This window comes from Pseudomonas sp. NY8896, from assembly GCF_039634505.1.
Map to the genome: position 1 here is coordinate 2587918 of NZ_CP132350.1, position 18409 is coordinate 2606326.

Sequence of the window (18409 nt, forward strand, 5' to 3'; positions counted from 1 at the left end):
ACTGGTTCTGTAGCAGGCGAGCCGTATAATGGCGGGGTCGCCACTTAACTTTTGGCTTTAACGGATTGGATATGACTGAACAGCAACCTGTTGCAGTTCTGGGAGGCGGCAGCTTCGGCACCGCCGTGGCGAACCTGCTGGCGGAAAACGGTGTGCCAGTGCGCCAATGGATGCGCGACCCGGCGCAGGCCGAGGCCATGCGCGTCAATCGCGAGAATCCGCGCTACCTCAAGGGCATCCGCCTGCACGATGGCGTCGAACCGGTCAACGACCTGCTCGCTACCCTGCAGGCCAGCGAGTTGGTCTTCGTGGCCCTGCCATCGAGCGCGTTGCGCAGCGTGCTGGCACCGCATGCCGAGTTGCTGCGCGGCAAGGGCCTGGTCAGCCTGACCAAAGGCATCGAAGCGCAAAGCTTCAAACTGATGAGCCAGATACTTGAAGAAATCGCCCCCCAGGCGCGTATTGGCGTGTTGTCGGGGCCCAACCTGTCGCGCGAGATCGCCGAACACGCACTGACTGCCACAGTGGTGGCCAGTGAAGACGAAAAGCTGTGCCAGCAGGTGCAGGCCGTGCTGCACGGGCGTACCTTCCGCGTCTACGCCAGTGCCGACCGTTTTGGCGTCGAACTGGGCGGGGCGCTGAAGAACGTCTACGCGATCATTGCCGGCATGGCCGTGGCCTTGGGGATGGGCGAGAACACCAAGAGCATGCTGATTACTCGGGCCTTGGCTGAAATGACGCGCTTTGCTGTCAGCCAAGGTGCCAACCCCATGACCTTCCTCGGCCTGGCCGGTGTCGGTGACCTGATCGTCACCTGCTCCTCGCCCAAGAGCCGCAACTATCAGGTTGGCTACGCGCTGGGCGAGGGGCACAGCCTGGAAGAGGCGGTCAACCGCCTGGGCGAAGTGGCCGAAGGGGTCAACACGCTAAAGGTGCTCAAGGCCAAGGCTCAGGAAGTGCAGGTGTACATGCCGCTGGTGGCTGGCCTGCATGCCATTCTGTTCGAAGGGCGCACCTTGAACCAAGTGATCGAGCACCTGATGCGTGCCGAGCCCAAAACCGATGTCGACTTCATTTCCATCAGCGGTTTCAACTGAGCCCTTGGTGGCTCTGACACAAGCAAGGAGCAACACATGAACGATACGCCCGAACGCGCCCAGCGCGAGTCGATCATCCTGCGGGTCCTGTGGATGCTGGTGTTCCTGGTGGTCTGGCAACTGGCCGAACTGCTGCTGGGTGGCCTGGTGCTGGTCCAGCTGATCTACCGTCTGGTGTACGGCGCGCCCAGTGCCAGCCTGATGAACTTCGGCGATAGCTTGAGCCAGTACCTGGCGCAAATCGGCCGTTTTGGCAGCTTCCACAGCGACCAGAAGCCCTGGCCGTTCGCGGACTGGCCGGCCCCGCGTTCGCCCGAAGGTGAAGCCGCCCATGCCGTGGCCCCGGCCCCACACCCGGTGCGTGACGAGGAACCCAAGCTGTGAAACTGTGGGTGCTGCGCCACGGGGAAGCGGAGCCACGGGCCAATACCGATGCCGAGCGTCGGCTGACCGCCCATGGCCGCGAGCAGGTGCTGCACAGCGCCGCTCGCCTGCTGGGGCAACCGTTGCAGGCCATCATCGCCAGCCCTTACGTGCGCGCACAGCAGACGGCGGTGCTGGTGCATGACACCCTGGGCTTCGCCGAGCCGGTGCGCACCGTGCCTTGGCTGACGCCCGAGAGTGATGTGCAGCAGGTCATCGGCGAGCTCGAACGCCTGGGGCTTGAGCATGTACTGCTGGTCAGCCACCAGCCGTTGGTGGGCACCTTGGTCGGAGTGCTGGAGCATGGTCACAAGCAGCAGCCGGCAGCCATGAGCACTGCCAGCCTGGCGGAGCTGGAAGGGGATTGGCCACTGGCTGGGCTCATGACGCTTCGGGCGATCAACTCACCGGGTTGAGCTTGGTGTTGCACGGTGGCCCTGGCCATCAAGAAGGCAACTGGTATTTTTGCCAGTTGCCGCGCTTTATGGCCTCTTGCTAGCGTTGCTCAAAGTCAATCAGGCAGGGAGCAGCGAATGAGCGGTGTGATGCGGGAGCTATTGAGCTCCCTGGACCTGCAACCCACCATAGACCAGGTTGATCAGGGTACTTCGCTGGATTTCGCGCAATACAGCCTGCTGCGCGAATCGGCCGACGCCAAGCTTTACCACCTGATGCACACGGTAAACGGCAACCTCGAACTGGAACCTGCTGTCAGGCAGCAAAGCGAGCTGGACCTGCGCGCCCTGCAGGACGCCTGTATACGTGTCTCCCACCTGTTGCAAACCAGTTGCCTGGCCTTGCGCCGGCTGCAACTGGACTATCACGACCAGCGCCTGGCCCGCGAAGCGCTGGAGAGCCAACTGGCCTACATGCAAGCCTGCCTGCGCCGTTCGCTGAGCAGCTTCGACCGCTCGGCATGACCTGATAGCCCTCGCCGATGACCTTTACGGACATTGCCGAACCGCACCGGGATGCCGACAATAGGCCATCACTCCCGTGCGGACCTGGCGCCATGTCGCAGCAGATCTTCTTCGCCCATGCCAATGGTTTCCCCTCGGCCACCTACGGCAAGCTGTTCGCAGCGCTGGCGCCGGACTATCAGGTGCAGCACCTGGCCCAGCACGCGCATGATCCGCGTTTTCCGGTGGACGAAAACTGGCAAAGCCTGGTCGATGAGCTGTTGCATCACCTGGCGCAACAGGATCAGCCCATCTGGGGCGTCGGCCATTCGCTGGGTGGGGTGCTGCACCTGCACGCCGCCTTGCGCTGCCCCGAGTACTACCGTGGGGTGGTGATGCTCGATTCCCCCGTGCTCACTCGTGCCGACCAGTGGCTGCTGCGCACGGCCAAGCGCTTGGGCTTCATCGACCGAATCACCCCCGCCGGGCGCACCTTGGGGCGCCGCGAAACCTTCAAGGACCGTGACAGCGCCCGGGACTATTTCGCCCGCAAGTCACTGTTCCGCCATTTCGATCCCGACTGCCTCGACGCTTATGTAGAGCACGGCCTGCAGGCCGTGGAGCAGGGCCTGCAGTTGCGCTTCGACCCGGCTACGGAAATCAGCATCTACCGCAGCATCCCTCATACCAGCCCGGCCCCCGCACGGCAGTTGCAGGTGCCGCTGGCCATGGTGCGTGGCGACCGTAGCAATGTCATTCGCCGCCACCATACCCTGGCAGTGCGCGGCATGCTCAAAGGTGAATACCACAGCGTACCGGGTGGGCACATGTTCCCGCTGGAGCGCCCGGCCGACACCGCCAGCCTGATCAAGGGGCTGTTTGACCGCTGGAGCCAGGCATGAGCGCACAGGTCGAGGAAATCCGCCTGAGCCTGGGCCATATCGAACTGGCTGCGCACTTGTTCGGCCCTGAAGACGGGCTGCCAGTGATTGCCTTGCATGGCTGGTTGGACAACGCCAATAGCTTCGCCCGCCTGGCGCCGCGACTGAAAGGGCTGCGCATCGTCGCCCTGGACCTGGCCGGGCACGGTTACTCGGAGCACCGCCCGCTTGGCGCCGGTTACGCCCTGGCCGACTATGCCCATGATGTGCTGCGCGTTGCCGAGCAGTTGGGTTGGCAGCGTTTCGCCCTGCTGGGCCATTCGCTTGGCGCAATCATTTCGGTACAACTGGCCGGTGCCTTGCCCGACCGGGTCAGCCACCTGGCGTTGATCGACGGTGTCATCCCCCCGACCGGCGCCGAGCAGGATGCAGGCGAGCGCTTGGGGATGGCACTGCAGGCCCAGTTGCGGCTGGATGGCAAGCGCAAGTCGGTGTACGCGACACTGGAGGATGGTGTGCATGCCCGGATGAAAGGCATGGTCGCGGTCAGCCGTGAGGCGGCCGAGCTGCTGGCCCAGCGTGGCCTTATGCCGGTGCCCGGTGGCTACAGCTGGCGTAGCGACAGCCGCCTGACACTGCCATCACCGGTGCGCCTGAGTGAAGCACAGGCCATGGCCCATGTGCGTCGGGTGAGCTGCCCGGCGCAGTTGCTGGTGGCTGCCGACGGCATGCTGGCGCGCCACACGGCGCTACTGGAGCAGCTACCCTTTGAGCAGGTGACGCTGCCCGGCGGCCATCACCTGCACCTGAACGATGAGCAGGGCGCGGCCCTTGTCGCAGACTGTATCAATCGCTTCTTTGGCTTTGCTTGACTTGCACCGGACAAGTGTCGAGGCTTGGCGGGTTGAACAGGGAGACAACCATGCAACTGCCAGACATCCTGGAGCTTCTTTCCGGCGCTAAGCGCCGCCTGGTTCGCCAATGAGCGCGCCTGTTGCCATCCGTAACGCCATCACCGCCTGCCTGGCGTTCGCCAGCCCCCTATTGTGGGCCGGCGGCTTGCCGGTACCGCAGGACGCCAAGGTTGTCGACCAGCGTCCGGCCGTGGAGCAGGAGCGCGTCTACCCGATGGGCCCGCTACGCAAGATCAGTGGTCGCCTGCGGGTCGACGACAAGGTCGAGAGCCGTGGCCAAGTCAGCTCGGTGACCTACGAGTTGCCCGTCGAGCGTACTGCCCGCGAAGCCTTCACCAGTGCCCGCGAAGAACTGCAGCGCGACGGTGGCTACCCATTGTTCTGGTGCCAGGGGCGCGATTGCGGTGAGGCTAGCCTGTGGGCCAACGACGTGTTCGCCAATGCCCGCCTCAACGGTGGCGACGAGCAGCAGGCGTTCATCCTGCTACGCCGCTCCGCGGACGAGGCCGACACCCTGGTTGCGCTGTACAGCGTTACCCGTGGCAACCGCCGTGCCTACCTGCATGTGGAAGAGTTCGTCGCCGGCAGCCCGCTGGGCGAGCTGCTGCCCACCGCCGCCACGGTGCTGCGCGAAATGCGCGACACCGGCAAGCTCGACTACCCTGACCTTGCTGCGCCGCAAGACACCTGGGTGAACCTGCTGGCCCGCAGCCTGAACCTCGACAGCACCTTGCGCGCCAGCCTCAGCGGCGCCCAGGCCGAAGCCTGGCGCGAGGCGCTGATCAAGGCCGGGGTGCGCAATGGCCGTCTTGAAGTCGGCAGTGCGCCTACAGACGGCCTGCACCTTGAACTGATCCGTTGAACGAGCGCCACCATGGTTAACAATGATCGCCTGCTGGTCCAGATTCTGCTGCTGGCGTTGCTGGGTGCCGGCCTTTGGGTGATGGCGCCCTTCATTTCGGCGTTGCTGTGGGGGGCCATCCTGGCCTTTGCCAGTTGGCCGTTGATGCGCCTGCTGACGCGCTTGCTGGGCGGACGTGAGACGCTGGCGGCCAGCCTGCTGACCACGGCCTGGATCCTGATCGTGGCACTCCCGTTGGTGTGGCTAGGGTTCAACCTGGCCGATCATATTCGCGATGCCACGGCGTTTGTACGTGACGTGCAGGTCGACGGCTTGCCCGAAGCGCCGGCCTGGCTGGGAGGCATTCCGTTCGTCGGTGAGCGCCTGGTCAACTGGTGGCAATCGCTCGACCAACAGGGCGCGGCCTTGCTCGCTTCGGCCAAGCCATACTTCGGGCAGGTGGGCAACTGGTTGCTGGCGCGCAGCGCACAGATCGGCAGCGGTGTGCTGGAACTGACCCTGAGCCTGGTGTTCGTGTTCTTCTTCTACCGCGACGGGCCACGCCTGGCGGCCTTCGTATTGCGCTTGTTGCACCGGCTGATGGGCGAGCGTGCCGAGTATTACCTGCAACTGGTTGCCGGCACCGTGCAGCGGGTGGTCAACGGGGTGATCGGCACGGCGGCCGCACAGGGCCTGCTGGCGCTCATCGGCTTCCTGATCGCCGGGGTGCCCGGGGCGATCGTGCTGGGCCTGGTGACCTTCATGCTCAGCCTGATCCCCATGGGCCCGCCACTGGCCTGGATCCCGGCCACCGGTTGGCTGGTGTGGAAGGGCGAGTACGGCATGGCGGTGTTCCTGGGTATCTGGGGTACCTTCGTCATCAGCGGCGTGGACAACGTGCTCAAGCCCTACCTGATCAGCCGTGGCGGCAACCTGCCGCTGGTGATCGTGTTGCTGGGCGTGTTCGGTGGCTTGCTTGCCTTTGGCTTCATTGGCTTGTTCATCGGGCCGACCTTGCTGGCGGTCGGTTACAGCCTGCTGCTGGACTGGAGCCGTAACGCCGCACAGCAGCCACCCCAGCAGTAAGCTTGTACCGGCCTCTTCGTGGATAACCCCGCGAAGAGGCCGGTACAGGTAGCCCAAAGAAGCTGATCTTTACGCATTCTTTATACCCACCCTTACCCCTCGATCTCGCCCCTTTACACCCCTCCCACGGACAATTTCCCCAAAGCGGCCCAAGCCGCATACGGGGAGAACGACACATGAACATGCTCGACGGGCTGTCACTGCTGCTGGCGGTGGCATTGGCGTTTTACCTGCTGGTGGCGCTGCTGCGCGCCGATCGCAGCTAGGGAGCAACCATGCACAGTTACGATTTCGCCTTGCTCCTGGCATTCTTCGCCATCGTGCTGCTACCGGCACCTTGGCTCGGGCGGTTCTACTTCAAGGTCATGGAAGGCCAGCGTACCTGGCTTTCGCCGCTGCTGGGCCCGGTCGAACAGGTCTGTTATCGGCTGGCGGGTGTGAACGCCAGCCAGGAGCAGAACTGGCGGCAGTACACCCTGGCCCTGCTGGTGTTCAACCTGGCCGGCTTCCTGCTGTTGTTCGCCGTGCTGCTGTTGCAGGGCTACCTGCCATTAAACCCGCAGCACCTGCCTGGCCAGGAATGGTCGTTGGCGTTCAACACCGCAGTCAGCTTCGTCACCAACACCAACTGGCAAGCCTACAGCGGTGAGGCGTCGGTCAGCTACTTGAGCCAGATGCTTGGCCTGACCGTGCAGAACTTCGTCAGTGCTGCCACCGGCCTGGCCGTGCTGGTTGCCTTGTGCCGTGGTATTGCCCGGCGCAGCGCAACGACGCTGGGCAATTTCTGGGTCGACATGACCCGCGCTACCCTGTACGGCTTGCTGCCGCTGTGCCTGCTGTTGGCGCTGTTGCTGGTATGGCAGGGCGTGCCACAGACCTTTGCCGATTACGCCCACGCGCTGACCTTGCAAGGTGCTGACCAGACCATTCCGTTGGGCCCTGCCGCCAGCCAGATCGCCATCAAGCAACTGGGCACCAATGGTGGCGGCTTCTTCGGTGTCAACTCGGCGCACCCCTTCGAGAACCCCACGGCCTGGAGCAACCTGTTCGAAGTGGCGTCGATCATCCTCATTCCGGTGGCCTTGGTGTTCACCTTCGGCCATTACGTGAAGGACCTGCGCCAAAGCCGTGCCATCCTCGCCTGCATGCTGGCGCTGTTTCTGATCGGCGGCGGCACGGCGCTGTGGTCCGAGCACCAACCCAACCCGGCGCTGGAAAGCGCCCAGGTGCAGCAGGCAGCACCCATGGAGGGTAAGGAAAGCCGCTTCGGCACCACCGGTTCGGTGTTGTGGACGGTAACCACCACCGCTGCCTCCAACGGCTCGGTCAACGCCATGCATGACAGCCTCAACCCGCTGACCGGCATGGTGGCCATGGTCAACATGATGGTTGGCGAGGTGATTTTCGGCGGTGTTGGCGCCGGGTTGTACGGCATGCTGCTGTTTGTGCTGATTGCAGTGTTTCTGGCCGGGCTGATGATTGGCCGTACCCCGGAGTACCTGGGCAAGAAGCTGCAGGCCCGTGAGGTGCAGTTGCTGGTGGCAACCCTGCTGGTGATGCCGGTCGGCGTGCTGGTGCTCGGCGCCATCGCCGCCAGCCTGCCTGGCCCTGCGGGGGCGGTCAGCAACCCAGGCGCGCATGGCTTCAGCCAGCTGCTGTATGCCTACACCTCGGGCACCGCCAACAACGGCTCGGCCTTCGCCGGCTTTGCTGCCAACACGGTGTACCACAACCTGATGATCGGCCTGGCCATGCTCATCGGCCGCTTTGGCTACATCCTGCCAATCCTGGCTTTGGCCGGCAGCCTGGCGGCGAAAAAAAGCGCGCCGCAGGGGCAGAACAGCTTCCCCACCCACGGCCCGCTGTTCACCGGCCTGCTGCTGGTGACCATCCTGCTGGTCGGTGGCCTGACCTTCCTGCCGACCCTGGCCCTTGGGCCAATCGCCGAACACCTGAGCCTGGGTTTTTGAGGACCGATCATGAACATGCCCATTCCTGAAGTGAACACCCGGCACAGTGCCAAGGACCAGACCCGCTTCGCCGCGCTATGGCGCCCGGCGCTGGTGCAGGCATTCGTCAAGCTCGACCCGCGCCAGCTAAAACGTTCGCCGGTGATGCTGGTGGTGGCCCTGACTGCGGTGCTGACCACCGTGCTGTGCTTCGCCCCCGGTGGTGGCGTGAGTACTGGCGTTGCCGTGCAGATCGCCCTGTGGTTGTGGTTTACCGTGCTGTTCGCCAACTTCGCCGAAGCCCTCGCCGAAGGCCGGGGCAAGGCCCGCGCTGACAGCCTCAAGGCTGGCAGCCAAGGCCTGACCGCTCAGCGACGCCAGCGTGCTGGCAGCTTTGAGACGGTCGCTGCCAGCGCGCTGCGCAAGGACGACGTGGTACGTGTGGTAGCCGGCGAGATGATCCCCGGTGACGGCGAAGTGCTTGAAGGCATCGCGGCCGTCAACGAGGCCGCCATTACCGGCGAGTCCGCGCCCGTGATCCGCGAATCCGGCGGCGACCGCTCGGCGGTGACCGGCAATACGCGGCTGGTCTCCGACTGGCTGCTGATTCGCATCACCAGCAACCCGGGCGAGTCGACCCTGGACCGCATGATCGCCCTGGTCGAAGGCGCCAAGCGGCAGAAGACCCCGAACGAAATCGCCCTCGACATCCTGCTGATCGGCCTGACCCTGATCTTCCTGATCGTAGTGGTGACCTTGCAGCCGTTCGCTCACTTCGTGGGTGGCAGCCTGCCGCTGATCTTCCTGGCCGCGCTGCTGGTGACGCTGATCCCCACCACCATCGGCGGCCTGCTATCGGCCATCGGCATCGCCGGCATGGACCGGCTGGTGCGGCTGAACGTCATCGCCCGCTCGGGCCGCGCGGTCGAGGCGGCCGGTGACGTGCACACGCTGATGCTCGACAAGACCGGCACCATCACCTTCGGCAACCGCCGCTGCAGCGCGTTGCATGCTGCACCGGGCATTACCGCCCGCGAGCTGGGGGAGGGCGCTTTGCTGGCCTCGCTGGCCGACGACACTGCCGAAGGCAAGTCGATTGTCGAATACCTGCGCCAGTTGCATGACTTTGTCGAACCGCCTGCCGGGCAGTTCGAAGCCGTGGCCTTCAGTGCCGAGACCCGCCTGTCGGGCATCGACTTCCAGCAGCATCGCTACCGCAAGGGCGCCGTCGATGCGGTGCTGGCATTCGTTGGCATGCAACGCCTGGAAATGCCCCCGGCGTTGGCCCGCGAAGTGGAGCGCATCGCCCAAAGCGGCGGTACGCCATTGCTGGTGTGCATCGATAAACGCCTGCTGGGTGTCATTCACCTCAAGGACGTGGTCAAGCCTGGTATCCGCGAGCGCTTCGCCGAGCTGCGCAAGCTGGGCATTCGCACGGTGATGGTGACCGGCGACAACCCGCTGACCGCCGCAGCCATCGCCGCCGAAGCGGGGGTGGATGATGTGTTGGCCGAGGCCACGCCCGAGAAGAAGCTGGCGCGCATTCGCCAGGAGCAGAATGACGGCCGCCTGGTGGCCATGTGCGGTGACGGCGCCAACGACGCCCCGGCACTGGCCCAGGCTGATGTCGGCATGGCCATGAACGATGGCACCCAGGCCGCGCGTGAGGCGGCGAACATGGTCGACCTGGACAGCGACCCGACCAAGCTGCTGGACGTGGTGCAGGTTGGCAAGGAGTTGCTGGTCACCCGTGGTGCGTTGACCACGTTCTCCATTGCCAACGACGTGGCCAAGTACTTCGCCATCCTACCGGCGCTGTTCGCTGCCATTTACCCACAGCTGGGCGTGCTCAACCTGATGCACCTGGCCAGCCCGCAGAGCGCGATCCTGTCGGCCATCGTGTTCAACGCGCTGATCATCATCGTGCTGATTCCACTGGCGCTGCGAGGTGTGCGGGTGCAGGCCGCCAGTGCGGCGCACCTGCTGCGGCGCAACCTGCTGGTCTACGGGCTGGGCGGCATCGTGGTGCCGTTTGCCGGCATCAAGCTGATCGACCTGCTGCTCAATGCACTGAACCTGGTCTGAGGAGGCCGCCATGAATGCTTATGTTCGCCCGGCGTTGAGCTTGGCTTTGTTGATGACGTTGCTGACTGGCGTGCTGTATCCGCTGGCGGTGACGGGTGTTGCCCAAGTCGCCTTCCCGAACCAGGCCAACGGTAGCCTGGTGCGCGATGAGCATGGCCAGGTGCGGGGGTCGGCACTGATCGCCCAGGATTTCCAGGGCGATGGCTGGTTCCATTCGCGGCCTTCGGCAGGTGCTTACGCTACCGTCGCCAGCAGCGCCAGCAACTTGTCGCCAAGCAACCCGGCGCTGGCTGAGCGGGTGAAGGGCGATGCGGCTACGTTGTTCCAGGCACAGCAGGGGCCCGTGCCGCAGGCGCTGCTCACCACCTCGGGCAGCGGCCTTGATCCGCACCTGCCGCCGGAGGCTGTGGCCTACCAGATCCCGCGTGTGGCGGCGGCACGGCAGCTGCCGGTGGAGCGCTTGCAAGCCTTGCAGGAAGAGGCCACCCTCCACCCATTGATCGGCCCGCCGGTGGTGAATGTGCTGGCGTTGAACCAGAAGATCGAGCAACTGAGCCACTGATAATTGGGCCGCTTTGCGGCCAGGTTTTGGTCGACTGTGGCAAATCCTGAAGGATGAAACATGAGTGATTCCGCCCGCGCAGACGCGCTGTTGGCTAACCTTGCGCGAACCGGCCGGGGCCGGCTGAAGGTGTTCCTTGGCGCCGCCCCCGGTGTCGGCAAGACGTTCGCCATGCTCCAGGCCGCACACGCCCAGCAGCGTCAGGGCGTGCAAGTGCTGGCTGGCGTTGTCGAAACCCACGGCCGCGCCGAAACCGAAGCGCTGCTTGCCGGCCTTCAGCAACAGCCCTTGCTGCGCAGCCAGTACCGTGGCGTCACCCTTGAGGAAATGGACCTCGACGGCCTGCTCCAAGCCTCACCGGCCTTGGCCCTGGTCGACGAACTGGCCCACACCAACGCCCCCGGCAGCCGCCACGCCAAGCGCTGGCAGGACGTGCAGGAGTTGCTGGCCGCCGGTATCGACGTGTACACCACGGTCAACGTCCAGCACCTGGAAAGCCTCAACGACAAGGTGCGCGACATTACGGGCGTGCAAGTGCGCGAAACGCTGCCGGACTGGGTGCTGCAGGAAGCCTTCGAGTTGGTGCTGATCGACCTGCCCCCGCGCGAGCTGCTCGAACGCCTGCGCGAAGGCAAGGTGTATGTGCCCGAGCAAGCGCGTGCGGCCATCGACGCGTACTTCTCGCAAACCAACCTCACCGCCCTGCGCGAACTGGCCATGCAGACCGCCGCTGCTCAGGTCGACGCTGACCTGGCCCACGGCTATCGCCAGCGCGGCCAGGAAGCCCCGGCCTTGCGCGGGCGGTTGCTGGTAGGCGTGGACGGCGATGACCAGGCCGAACGCCTGGTGCGTCATGCCAGCCGTGTGGCTCAGCGCCGCCACCTGCCCTGGAGCCTGGTGCATGTGGACAACGGCCGCCTGCGTGACGAAACCGCGCGGCATCGTTTGCAGGCCGCGCAGCAACTGGCCGAACGTCTGGGTGGGGAGGTGGTACTGCTGCGTGCTGGCGAAGTGGCGCGCACGTTGATCCAGCATGCTGCCGAGCGGCGGGCCAGTCTGGTGCTGGTCGGGCAGTCCCGCGACCGCCTGCGTCGGCGGCTGTTCGGGGCCGGTGTGGCGGCGCGGCTGCTGCGCGAAAGCCATGGCCTGGAAGTCAACGTGCTGGACCGCGACGTGCAGCCGCCAGCGCCGCGTTCGGCGGTGCGGCGGGTATGGGTGTGGCGCCATTACCTGCTGGCGCTGCTGGCCACCGTGATGGCGGCGGGCCTGGCCTGGGCAGTGTCGAGCGTACTGGCGCTGCCCAACATTTCACTGGTGTTCCTGGCGGCAGTGTTGCTGGTGGCGGTGCGCAGCAGCCTGGGGCCTGCGTTGGCCTGCGCCGCGCTGTCGTTCCTGACTTACGATTTTCTGTTCATCCCGCCCAACTTCTCGTTCAGCATCCAGCGCGAAGAAGATGTGCTGACCCTGGTGTTCTTCCTGCTGATGGCCGCACTCACCGGCAACCTGGCCGCGCGCCAGCGCCGCCAGTTGCAGGCACTGCGCGAGACCCAGGCGCAGACCAGCCAGTTGCTCGACCTGTCGCGTCGGCTGACGGTGGCCACCGATCGCCAAGCCGTGTTCAATGCCGCCGGCCAACATCTGGACGGCTGGCAGGACATGCAGGTGTGCCTACTTGAGCGCAATGCCGAAGGCCAGCTGGAAGTGGCCAGTGGCGAAGCCCACGCCTTCAGTGACACCGAACGGGCTGCCGCCGATTGGGCCTGGCAGCACGGCCAGGCCGCTGGCCATGGCAGCGACACCTTGCCCAATGGCCGCTGGTGGTGGTGGCCGCTGGCGGTGGACGAACAACCTCTGGCGCTGCTGGGCGTGCGCCCGCGCAACGGGCAGCCGCTCAGCGACCCACGCCGGCGCCTGCTCACCGCCCTTGGCCAGCCACTGGCCCAGGCCCTGGCCCGCGCTCGCCTGGCCGAACAACTGGAAGCCGCGCGTCTGCACGGCGAAACCGAGCAACTGCGCAGCGCCTTGCTGGCCTCGGTATCCCATGACTTGCGTACACCGTTGACCGCCATGCGTGGCAGCATCGACAGCCTGCTGGCGTTGGGCGAGGCAATCCCGGCTGAAGACCGCCGCGAGCTGTTGGAAGGCACCCGTAACGAGGCCGAACGCCTTGACCGCTACATCCAGAACCTACTGGACATGACCCGCCTGGGCCACGGTGGCCTCAAGCTGGCCCGCGACTGGGTAGCCCCGGCGGACATCGTCGGTAGCGCGCTTAACCGCCTGCGCGTGGTGCTGGCACCGCTGCGGGTGCACACCGACGTACCGGCCGAGCTGCCGTTGCTGTTCGTACATGCGGCGCTGATCGAACAGGCGCTGGTCAACGTGCTGGAAAACGCCGCACGCTTCTCCCCGACCCAGGGTCGCCTAGAGCTGCAGGTGGCCGTGCAGGATGACCAGTTGCGCTTTATCGTCCGCGATCAGGGCCCCGGCATTCCCGTCGCCGACCGCGAGAAGATCTTCGACATGTTCTACACCGCTGCTCGGGGCGACCGGGGCGGGCAGGGCACCGGGCTGGGCCTGGCGATCTGTCAGGGCATGATCGGTGCACATGGCGGGCAGATTCTGGTGGGCGAAGGCATCGATGGCCAGGGCACCGGCATCACTCTATGCTTGCCGCTACCTCCTCAACCTGAAGCCGAAAGCGAAACCCCATGAGCCAGTCCGCCACGCTGTTGGTCATCGACGATGAACCGCAGATCCGCAAGTTCCTGCGCATCAGCCTGGCTTCGCAAGGCTACAAAGTGCTCGAAGCTGCTACCGGCGAGGAAGGGCTGGCCCAGGCAGCTTTGGGCAAGCCGGACCTGGTGGTGCTCGACCTTGGGCTGCCGGACATGGACGGCCAGCAGGTGCTGCGTGAGCTGCGCGAGTGGAGCGCGGTGCCGGTGATGGTGTTGTCGGTGCGTGCCAGTGAAGTGCAAAAGGTGGATGCGCTGGACGGCGGCGCCAATGACTATGTGACCAAGCCGTTCGGCATCCAGGAGTTTCTCGCGCGGGTACGGGCCTTGCTGCGCCAGGTGCCACAGGCCGGCGGCTCGGAGGTGGCGGCGAGCTTTGGGCCGCTGACCGTGGACTTCGCCTTTCGCCGGGTGACTATTGACGGTGTGGAAGTGGCGTTGACGCGCAAGGAGTATGCCTTGCTGGCGCTGTTGGCCGGGCACCCTGGGCGGGTGATCACCCAGCAGCAACTGCTCAAGGATATCTGGGGGCCGACGCATGTGGAGGACACTCATTACTTGCGGATCGTCGTAGGGCATTTACGGCAGAAGCTGGGGGATGACCCCACGGCGCCAAGGTTTATCATCACCGAAGCGGGAGTGGGGTACAGGTTGGTGGCGCCGACCGCATAAACCGAAATTATGCGGACAGTGCCAATTCAGGGCGCTGTTCTCGACTCCAGGGCCAAGGAGCGTCGGCTTCCTAACGAGTTGTAGGATATTTCGCTTTAGCACGAGGCAACCCCTGGCAGGCGCTACGCGAACAACTCGTTCACCGCACGTGACGCTTCATCAATAGCCGCATGCGCATAGGCCTCCCAGGCCGCATCAGAGTTGGCTATGGCCACATTGCCGACCTTCTGGCGGGCGAGGTTCATCAGCTTTTCACTCTCTTCTTCGTCATCGAACAGGCTGTTGGCGAAGTACGAGTAACCGTGTGGCCAACGGTTGATGGTAATGGCCTGAACATCCTTGTGATAGTCAAAGCCAACCGGCCCCAGCATGGCCTGTAGCTGGTCACGCACCATGGCCTCCATCTGCTCGAAGTTCATGGCGTACAGCTTGCTGCGGCCGACGCGGGCCTGGCTACGAGCATCCATGCTTGCGTTGGGCGTGGTCGGTACGTAGACCATGTGCAGGCCTATGGGCTGGTCGGGGTCGCGTGGATGGCTGTAGCCGCCGATGTCCACCGGATAATCCAGCTTGACGCGGCTGTAGGGCTGGTTCGGTGCGTAGATTTCGTGCACACCCAATTTCATAAAGCTGTGCCAATTGCGAATCACCACTTTGGTGTACACCAGCGGGAACTTCACGTTCTGCGCCAAGGCGTGGGCCTGCTCGGCGGTGAGGTCGCGCAGCAGGTAGGGGATCATCATGTTGTAGCAGGCCAGTATGCAGTGCTTGCCGTGTACCCGGTGCAGCTGGCCGGCCCGGCTGTAGCCGATGTCGACGCCACCGTTGCGGTTGCCGACGCTGACTGCGGTGCTGTTCAGGCGCAGGCGTACCGGGCTTTGTGCCACGTCCAGCCTGGCGTAATCGAAGGGCGCCAGGACAATGTCGTTCATGTCGTTGCCGGGTGCTACAGCGGGGATCAGGCTACGCACCAGTAGCCGTGCTAGCGAGGCGTTGCCGTCGGGGAAGTGATAGATGTAGGGCTCTTCCATTTCTGCTTTCAGCGCTTCGCTGACCGGCGCAAGCCCCATGGCGGCAAAGCCGGGGAAGCCCACGCCATAGGCGTCGGCGGCGGCCACGGCATCGATGCTCAGCGCTGAAAAGTCGTTGGTGCGGCTGAGGAAGTAGCGCGCTGCCGCTTCGCTCAGGCCGACGTCTTTGCGCAGGAAGTCCTGATAGCTGGTCTTGGCCAGATAGGCCTCTTTCTGTTCCAGGGTTTTGCCCGCCAGGTAGTCTCTGGGTGCTTCGTGCAGATCAATCAATGCCTGGCGGTCGGCCTCGGGCAGTGGGAAGTCGCCAATGAACGCACGCCAGCTGCGCGCGTTGAGTTTGTCCGGGGCAATGTCGTCGGCGACCATGGGCGTCGGATCGCCACTGACCAGCTTCGCTTCGCCGAAGCCGGCCTTGTCGAAGAATACGCCACGAGACAAGCCGAGGTTGGGGTAAAAGTTGCGGTCGAAGGCGGTCTGGAAGCGGTCCACGTCCACGTTCAGTCGTTTGAGCAGGGCGTTCACCGTAGCGCTGTAAAGGTGCTTGGGCGACTGGAAGGCTTCGCTGCCGCCGTAGCCAAGGATCATCTGGCTTCCCGCCTGGAATTCGTTGCGCTTGGCATGGCCGCCGAAGTCGTCGTGGTTCTCGATGATCAGCACGCGCGCGGTTGGGTGCTGCTGCCGATAGAACCAGGCTGCGGACAAGCCGCTGATGCCCGCGCCGACCACCACCAGATCGTACTGCTCCTCAATCTTCAGGCTGCTGGTGTCGAATACTTTCTTTTCCCAGCCCATCTGGTGCGCAACTTCGAATGCACCGGGGTGGCTGCCGCGCAGCCCGGTGAGGGCGGGCGGGTAGTAGCGGCCGGAAGGCGCGGCCTGGAGTATTTGCAATGGGGTGAGCCCGGCACCGATGGTGAGGGCTACGCCATTGAGGAAGTCGCGTCGAGTGATGGTCATGTCAGTGTCCTTACTGGGTAACCTTTGGTTTGCTCGAAGCGTAGTCGGGTATGGCTCAGGACCTTGGGGATTCTGTTTCAAAGCATTGGCGCATGACGTCCAGGTAACGCCTGGCGCCCAGGCCCAACGGCCGCGACTTTATCCAGATGATGTCCACCCACAAGCGCAGGCGGCTGGCCATGTTGTCAAAGCGTACCTCGGCCAGTGCGCCCGAAGCGATCAGCGGTTCAACCAGTGGCTGCGGCAGGTAGGCCCAGCCCAGCCCTGACTGCACCAGGTCCAGCGTGGCCAGGTAGCTGTCGGTCAGCCAGATGCGCCGCGACAGCACCATGCGCGGGTCTGACCCGGTGGCCTTGCCCGAGGCCACGATGATCTGCCGTTGTTCGGCGAAGGCCTCTTCAGGCAGAGGCGTACCGCTGTTTTGCCCGGCAGGATGGCGCGGTGAGGCGACGGCCACCAGCAATTGGCTGCCGGCTTCGAGGAATGACTCGCGCTCGTCGATGCCGGGCCGTTCGAACACCAGCGCCAACTGCACACTGCCGTCATGCAGCAGGCGAATGGCTTCGGTCTGGGTGGCGGAGCGCACTTCGATTTCCAGGCTGGGGAATTCCTGGGCGAGGACTTCCAGCGGCTGGCTCCAGCGGCCGGTCTGCAACTCGGGCGCCATGGCGATGGTCAGGCGTTTTTCCAGGCCCTTGTGCAATTGCAGGGCTTGGGCGTCGAGCAGGTTGAGTTGGCAGATCACCTGCCTGGCTTGGGGTTCCAGTGCCAGGGCGGCACTGGTGGGTAAGGCTTTGCGTGTGGCGCGGTCGAACAATGGCAGGTCCAGCTCCGCTTCCAGCTGGGCGATCGCCATGCTCACGGCCGAAGGTACACGGCCCAATTTGCGGGTGGCGGCGGAGAACGAGCCGGCATCCAGCACCGCGAGGAATATTGCCAGGGAGTCGCTGCTAAAGGCCATTGTCAGTAAACCTGATGATGATCATCTTTTATTGCTAGAAATTATGAACATTAATGCACATTCAGGACAGTCCCCTCATGGAGAAGCGCGTGCACAGACCAACCGCTTGGCATGTCACTCACTGGAGTACAGACCCGTTCAGCCTCGGTGCCTACAGTGCGCTGTTGCCTGGGGGGACGCCGCAGCATCGGAGTGCCTTGGGCCAAGTGCTGAACGAGCGCTTGGTCATTGCCGGAGAAGCCTGTAACGCCACTGCGCCGGCGATGACACATGGCGCTTGGGATGATGGGCTGCGTGCCGCCGAGGCAGCCTTGAGGGCCGGCGCGCGCAAGGTGATCGTGATTGGTGCGGGCTGTGCAGGCCTGGCCGCCGCGCAACGCTTGCGGGCGTGGAGTATCGATTGCACGGTGCTGGAGGCACGTGGGCGAACAGGTGGGCGCACGCACACGGTCGAGTTGGGCGGCGTGAAAGCGGATGAAGGTGCGGCATGGCTTCAGCATTTCGCCGAGAATCCATTGGCCGCCGTTGCGCAGCAACATGGGTTGGCTTGTGTCGAGACCGACTTCAGTTTCCCGCTTGCAGCAGCAAGCGGTGGAGAGTTGCCGGATGTCGACGCGGCCTGGGACGCCTTGACTCAGCAGCTTGACCGGCGACTGCCTTTGTCTGAGGCGATCAACCGCTACATGGCCACACTCGACCCTGTGCACGCGCGCGCCGCTCAGTTCGCCATCGACGCCAACCTTGTACTGGAAGCATGTTTGCCCGTGGAGCAACTGTCGGTCAGTGCCCTGGACGAGGAGGGTGTCGGGCATGGCGATTGGATGCTGCCAGGTGGTTACAGCGAGCTTGTCGACTTGCTGGCGAAGGATCTGGATATCCGTCTGAACACGCCGGTCACGCAGATAGACTGGTCGAGCGCGCGCGTCAAGGTGAACGATGAGGTATGCGATTTCTGCATTTGCACAGTCCCTGTAGGGGTATTGAAAGCGTTGCATTTCATTCCCGCGCTACCTGTAACTCAGCGACAAGCGCTGGCTCATCTGGGGATGGGCATGCTGGAAAAGGTGATTTTGCAGTTCGAAGAGCGCTGGTGGCCATGCTCACCCTCCGGCTACCTGCGCTGGTACGACGTACCTGCCAGCTGGGGCGAATGGCTTGACCTGACCGATGCCGTGGGCAAGCCTGCCATTGCCGGGCTGATTGCCGCCGATGCGATCGAGCGGCAGTTCAGTGGGCGTACTGATGAGCAGATTGCCATTGCAGCAACTGAGGCGTTGCAGGCGTGGGCCGCGGCGATTCGGTCCACGCCTTGATAC

17 protein-coding genes are annotated in these 18409 nt (G+C 64.3%); 15 read left to right on the forward strand and 2 right to left on the reverse strand.

The features are described from left to right. Positions 1–71: 71 nt before the first annotated feature. The 14 genes from Q9451_RS11605 (at position 72) to Q9451_RS11670 (ending at position 14144) form a co-directional block, all read left to right on the forward strand. Complete coding sequence (locus Q9451_RS11605) at positions 72–1097, forward strand: NAD(P)H-dependent glycerol-3-phosphate dehydrogenase (RefSeq protein WP_012273336.1); 1026 nt, start codon at positions 72–74, stop codon at positions 1095–1097. A 36-nt stretch (positions 1098–1133) separates the two neighbouring features. Beyond that, positions 1134–1481 carry a DUF4389 domain-containing protein gene (locus Q9451_RS11610; RefSeq protein WP_012273335.1) on the forward strand — a complete coding sequence of 116 codons (348 nt, stop codon included), beginning with the start codon at positions 1134–1136 and terminating at the stop codon, positions 1479–1481. Continuing rightward, entirely contained in the window at positions 1478–1936 is a 459-nt protein-coding gene (gene sixA / locus Q9451_RS11615; RefSeq protein ID WP_012273334.1) for a phosphohistidine phosphatase SixA, read from the forward strand. Before Q9451_RS11610 ends, sixA begins: the two co-directional genes overlap by 4 nt. A gap of 129 nt (positions 1937–2065) precedes the next feature. Continuing rightward, positions 2066–2440, forward strand: a complete 375-nt coding sequence (locus Q9451_RS11620; protein ID WP_041166758.1) for a hypothetical protein — start codon at positions 2066–2068, stop codon at positions 2438–2440. Between the two features lie 92 nt (positions 2441–2532). Beyond that, the gene (locus tag Q9451_RS11625; protein ID WP_012273332.1) at positions 2533–3321 is read left to right on the forward strand and encodes an alpha/beta hydrolase; all 789 of its coding nucleotides are present in this window, start codon (positions 2533–2535) and stop codon (positions 3319–3321) included. Further along, a complete protein-coding gene (locus Q9451_RS11630; RefSeq protein WP_012273331.1) occupies positions 3318–4172 on the forward strand; it encodes an alpha/beta hydrolase in 855 nt (284 codons plus the stop codon). The genes Q9451_RS11625 and Q9451_RS11630 overlap by 4 nt, the downstream gene beginning before the upstream one ends. Positions 4173–4281: 109 nt before the next feature. Next, complete coding sequence (locus Q9451_RS11635) at positions 4282–5076, forward strand: DUF4892 domain-containing protein (RefSeq protein ID WP_012273330.1); 795 nt, start codon at positions 4282–4284, stop codon at positions 5074–5076. Between the two features lie 12 nt (positions 5077–5088). Beyond that, positions 5089–6141, forward strand: a complete 1053-nt coding sequence (locus Q9451_RS11640; protein WP_012273329.1) for an AI-2E family transporter — start codon at positions 5089–5091, stop codon at positions 6139–6141. A 176-nt stretch (positions 6142–6317) separates the two neighbouring features. Next, positions 6318–6407: a K(+)-transporting ATPase subunit F gene (gene kdpF, locus Q9451_RS11645; RefSeq protein ID WP_003251485.1), complete on the forward strand. Its 90-nt coding sequence runs from the start codon at positions 6318–6320 to the stop codon at positions 6405–6407. Positions 6408–6416: 9 nt separating this feature from the next. Beyond that, the gene (gene kdpA, locus Q9451_RS11650) at positions 6417–8111 is read left to right on the forward strand and encodes a potassium-transporting ATPase subunit KdpA (protein ID WP_012273328.1); all 1695 of its coding nucleotides are present in this window, start codon (positions 6417–6419) and stop codon (positions 8109–8111) included. A gap of 9 nt (positions 8112–8120) precedes the next feature. Then, positions 8121–10175: a potassium-transporting ATPase subunit KdpB gene (gene kdpB, locus Q9451_RS11655; RefSeq protein ID WP_012273327.1), complete on the forward strand. Its 2055-nt coding sequence runs from the start codon at positions 8121–8123 to the stop codon at positions 10173–10175. 10 nt (positions 10176–10185) lie between these two features. After that, complete coding sequence (gene kdpC, locus Q9451_RS11660; protein WP_012273326.1) at positions 10186–10737, forward strand: potassium-transporting ATPase subunit KdpC; 552 nt, start codon at positions 10186–10188, stop codon at positions 10735–10737. Between the two features lie 60 nt (positions 10738–10797). Further along, positions 10798–13452, forward strand: a complete 2655-nt coding sequence (locus tag Q9451_RS11665) for a sensor histidine kinase KdpD (RefSeq protein ID WP_012273325.1) — start codon at positions 10798–10800, stop codon at positions 13450–13452. Beyond that, a complete protein-coding gene (locus Q9451_RS11670) occupies positions 13449–14144 on the forward strand; it encodes a response regulator (RefSeq protein WP_012273324.1) in 696 nt (231 codons plus the stop codon). The genes Q9451_RS11665 and Q9451_RS11670 overlap by 4 nt, the downstream gene beginning before the upstream one ends. 122 nt (positions 14145–14266) lie before the next feature. Here the strand turns inward: Q9451_RS11670 and Q9451_RS11675 are convergent, their stop codons facing one another. Beyond that, on the reverse strand, positions 14267–16132 hold the full coding sequence (locus tag Q9451_RS11675) for an FAD-dependent oxidoreductase (RefSeq protein ID WP_345960925.1): 1866 nt from the start codon (positions 16130–16132) through the stop codon (positions 14267–14269). A 55-nt stretch (positions 16133–16187) separates the two neighbouring features. Continuing rightward, positions 16188–17093 carry a LysR family transcriptional regulator gene (locus Q9451_RS11680; protein ID WP_345960926.1) on the reverse strand — a complete coding sequence of 302 codons (906 nt, stop codon included), beginning with the start codon at positions 17091–17093 and terminating at the stop codon, positions 16188–16190. Between the two features lie 77 nt (positions 17094–17170). Between Q9451_RS11680 and Q9451_RS11685 the strand changes: the two genes are divergently transcribed. Further along, entirely contained in the window at positions 17171–18406 is a 1236-nt protein-coding gene (locus Q9451_RS11685) for an NAD(P)/FAD-dependent oxidoreductase (RefSeq protein ID WP_012273321.1), read from the forward strand. Positions 18407–18409 lie beyond the last annotated feature (3 nt).

Bases quoted from the DNA above. Each gene is read 5' to 3' on its own strand.
- Q9451_RS11605 (WP_012273336.1), top strand. From the start codon at position 72: ATGACTGAACAGCAACCTGTTGCAGTTCTGGGAGGCGGCAGCTTCGGC.
- Q9451_RS11610 (WP_012273335.1), top strand. From the start codon at position 1,134: ATGAACGATACGCCCGAACGCGCCCAGCGCGAGTCGATCATCCTGCGG.
- Q9451_RS11620 (WP_041166758.1), top strand. From the start codon at position 2,066: ATGCGGGAGCTATTGAGCTCCCTGGACCTGCAACCCACCATAGACCAG.
- Q9451_RS11625 (WP_012273332.1), top strand. From the start codon at position 2,533: ATGTCGCAGCAGATCTTCTTCGCCCATGCCAATGGTTTCCCCTCGGCC.
- Q9451_RS11630 (WP_012273331.1), top strand. From the start codon at position 3,318: ATGAGCGCACAGGTCGAGGAAATCCGCCTGAGCCTGGGCCATATCGAA.
- Q9451_RS11635 (WP_012273330.1), top strand. From the start codon at position 4,282: ATGAGCGCGCCTGTTGCCATCCGTAACGCCATCACCGCCTGCCTGGCG.
- Q9451_RS11640 (WP_012273329.1), top strand. From the start codon at position 5,089: ATGGTTAACAATGATCGCCTGCTGGTCCAGATTCTGCTGCTGGCGTTG.
- kdpF (WP_003251485.1), top strand. From the start codon at position 6,318: ATGAACATGCTCGACGGGCTGTCACTGCTGCTGGCGGTGGCATTGGCG.
- kdpA (WP_012273328.1), top strand. From the start codon at position 6,417: ATGCACAGTTACGATTTCGCCTTGCTCCTGGCATTCTTCGCCATCGTG.
- kdpB (WP_012273327.1), top strand. From the start codon at position 8,121: ATGAACATGCCCATTCCTGAAGTGAACACCCGGCACAGTGCCAAGGAC.
- kdpC (WP_012273326.1), top strand. From the start codon at position 10,186: ATGAATGCTTATGTTCGCCCGGCGTTGAGCTTGGCTTTGTTGATGACG.
- Q9451_RS11665 (WP_012273325.1), top strand. From the start codon at position 10,798: ATGAGTGATTCCGCCCGCGCAGACGCGCTGTTGGCTAACCTTGCGCGA.
- Q9451_RS11670 (WP_012273324.1), top strand. From the start codon at position 13,449: ATGAGCCAGTCCGCCACGCTGTTGGTCATCGACGATGAACCGCAGATC.
- Q9451_RS11675 (WP_345960925.1), bottom strand. From the start codon at position 16,132: ATGACCATCACTCGACGCGACTTCCTCAATGGCGTAGCCCTCACCATC.
- Q9451_RS11680 (WP_345960926.1), bottom strand. From the start codon at position 17,093: ATGGCCTTTAGCAGCGACTCCCTGGCAATATTCCTCGCGGTGCTGGAT.
- Q9451_RS11685 (WP_012273321.1), top strand. From the start codon at position 17,171: ATGGAGAAGCGCGTGCACAGACCAACCGCTTGGCATGTCACTCACTGG.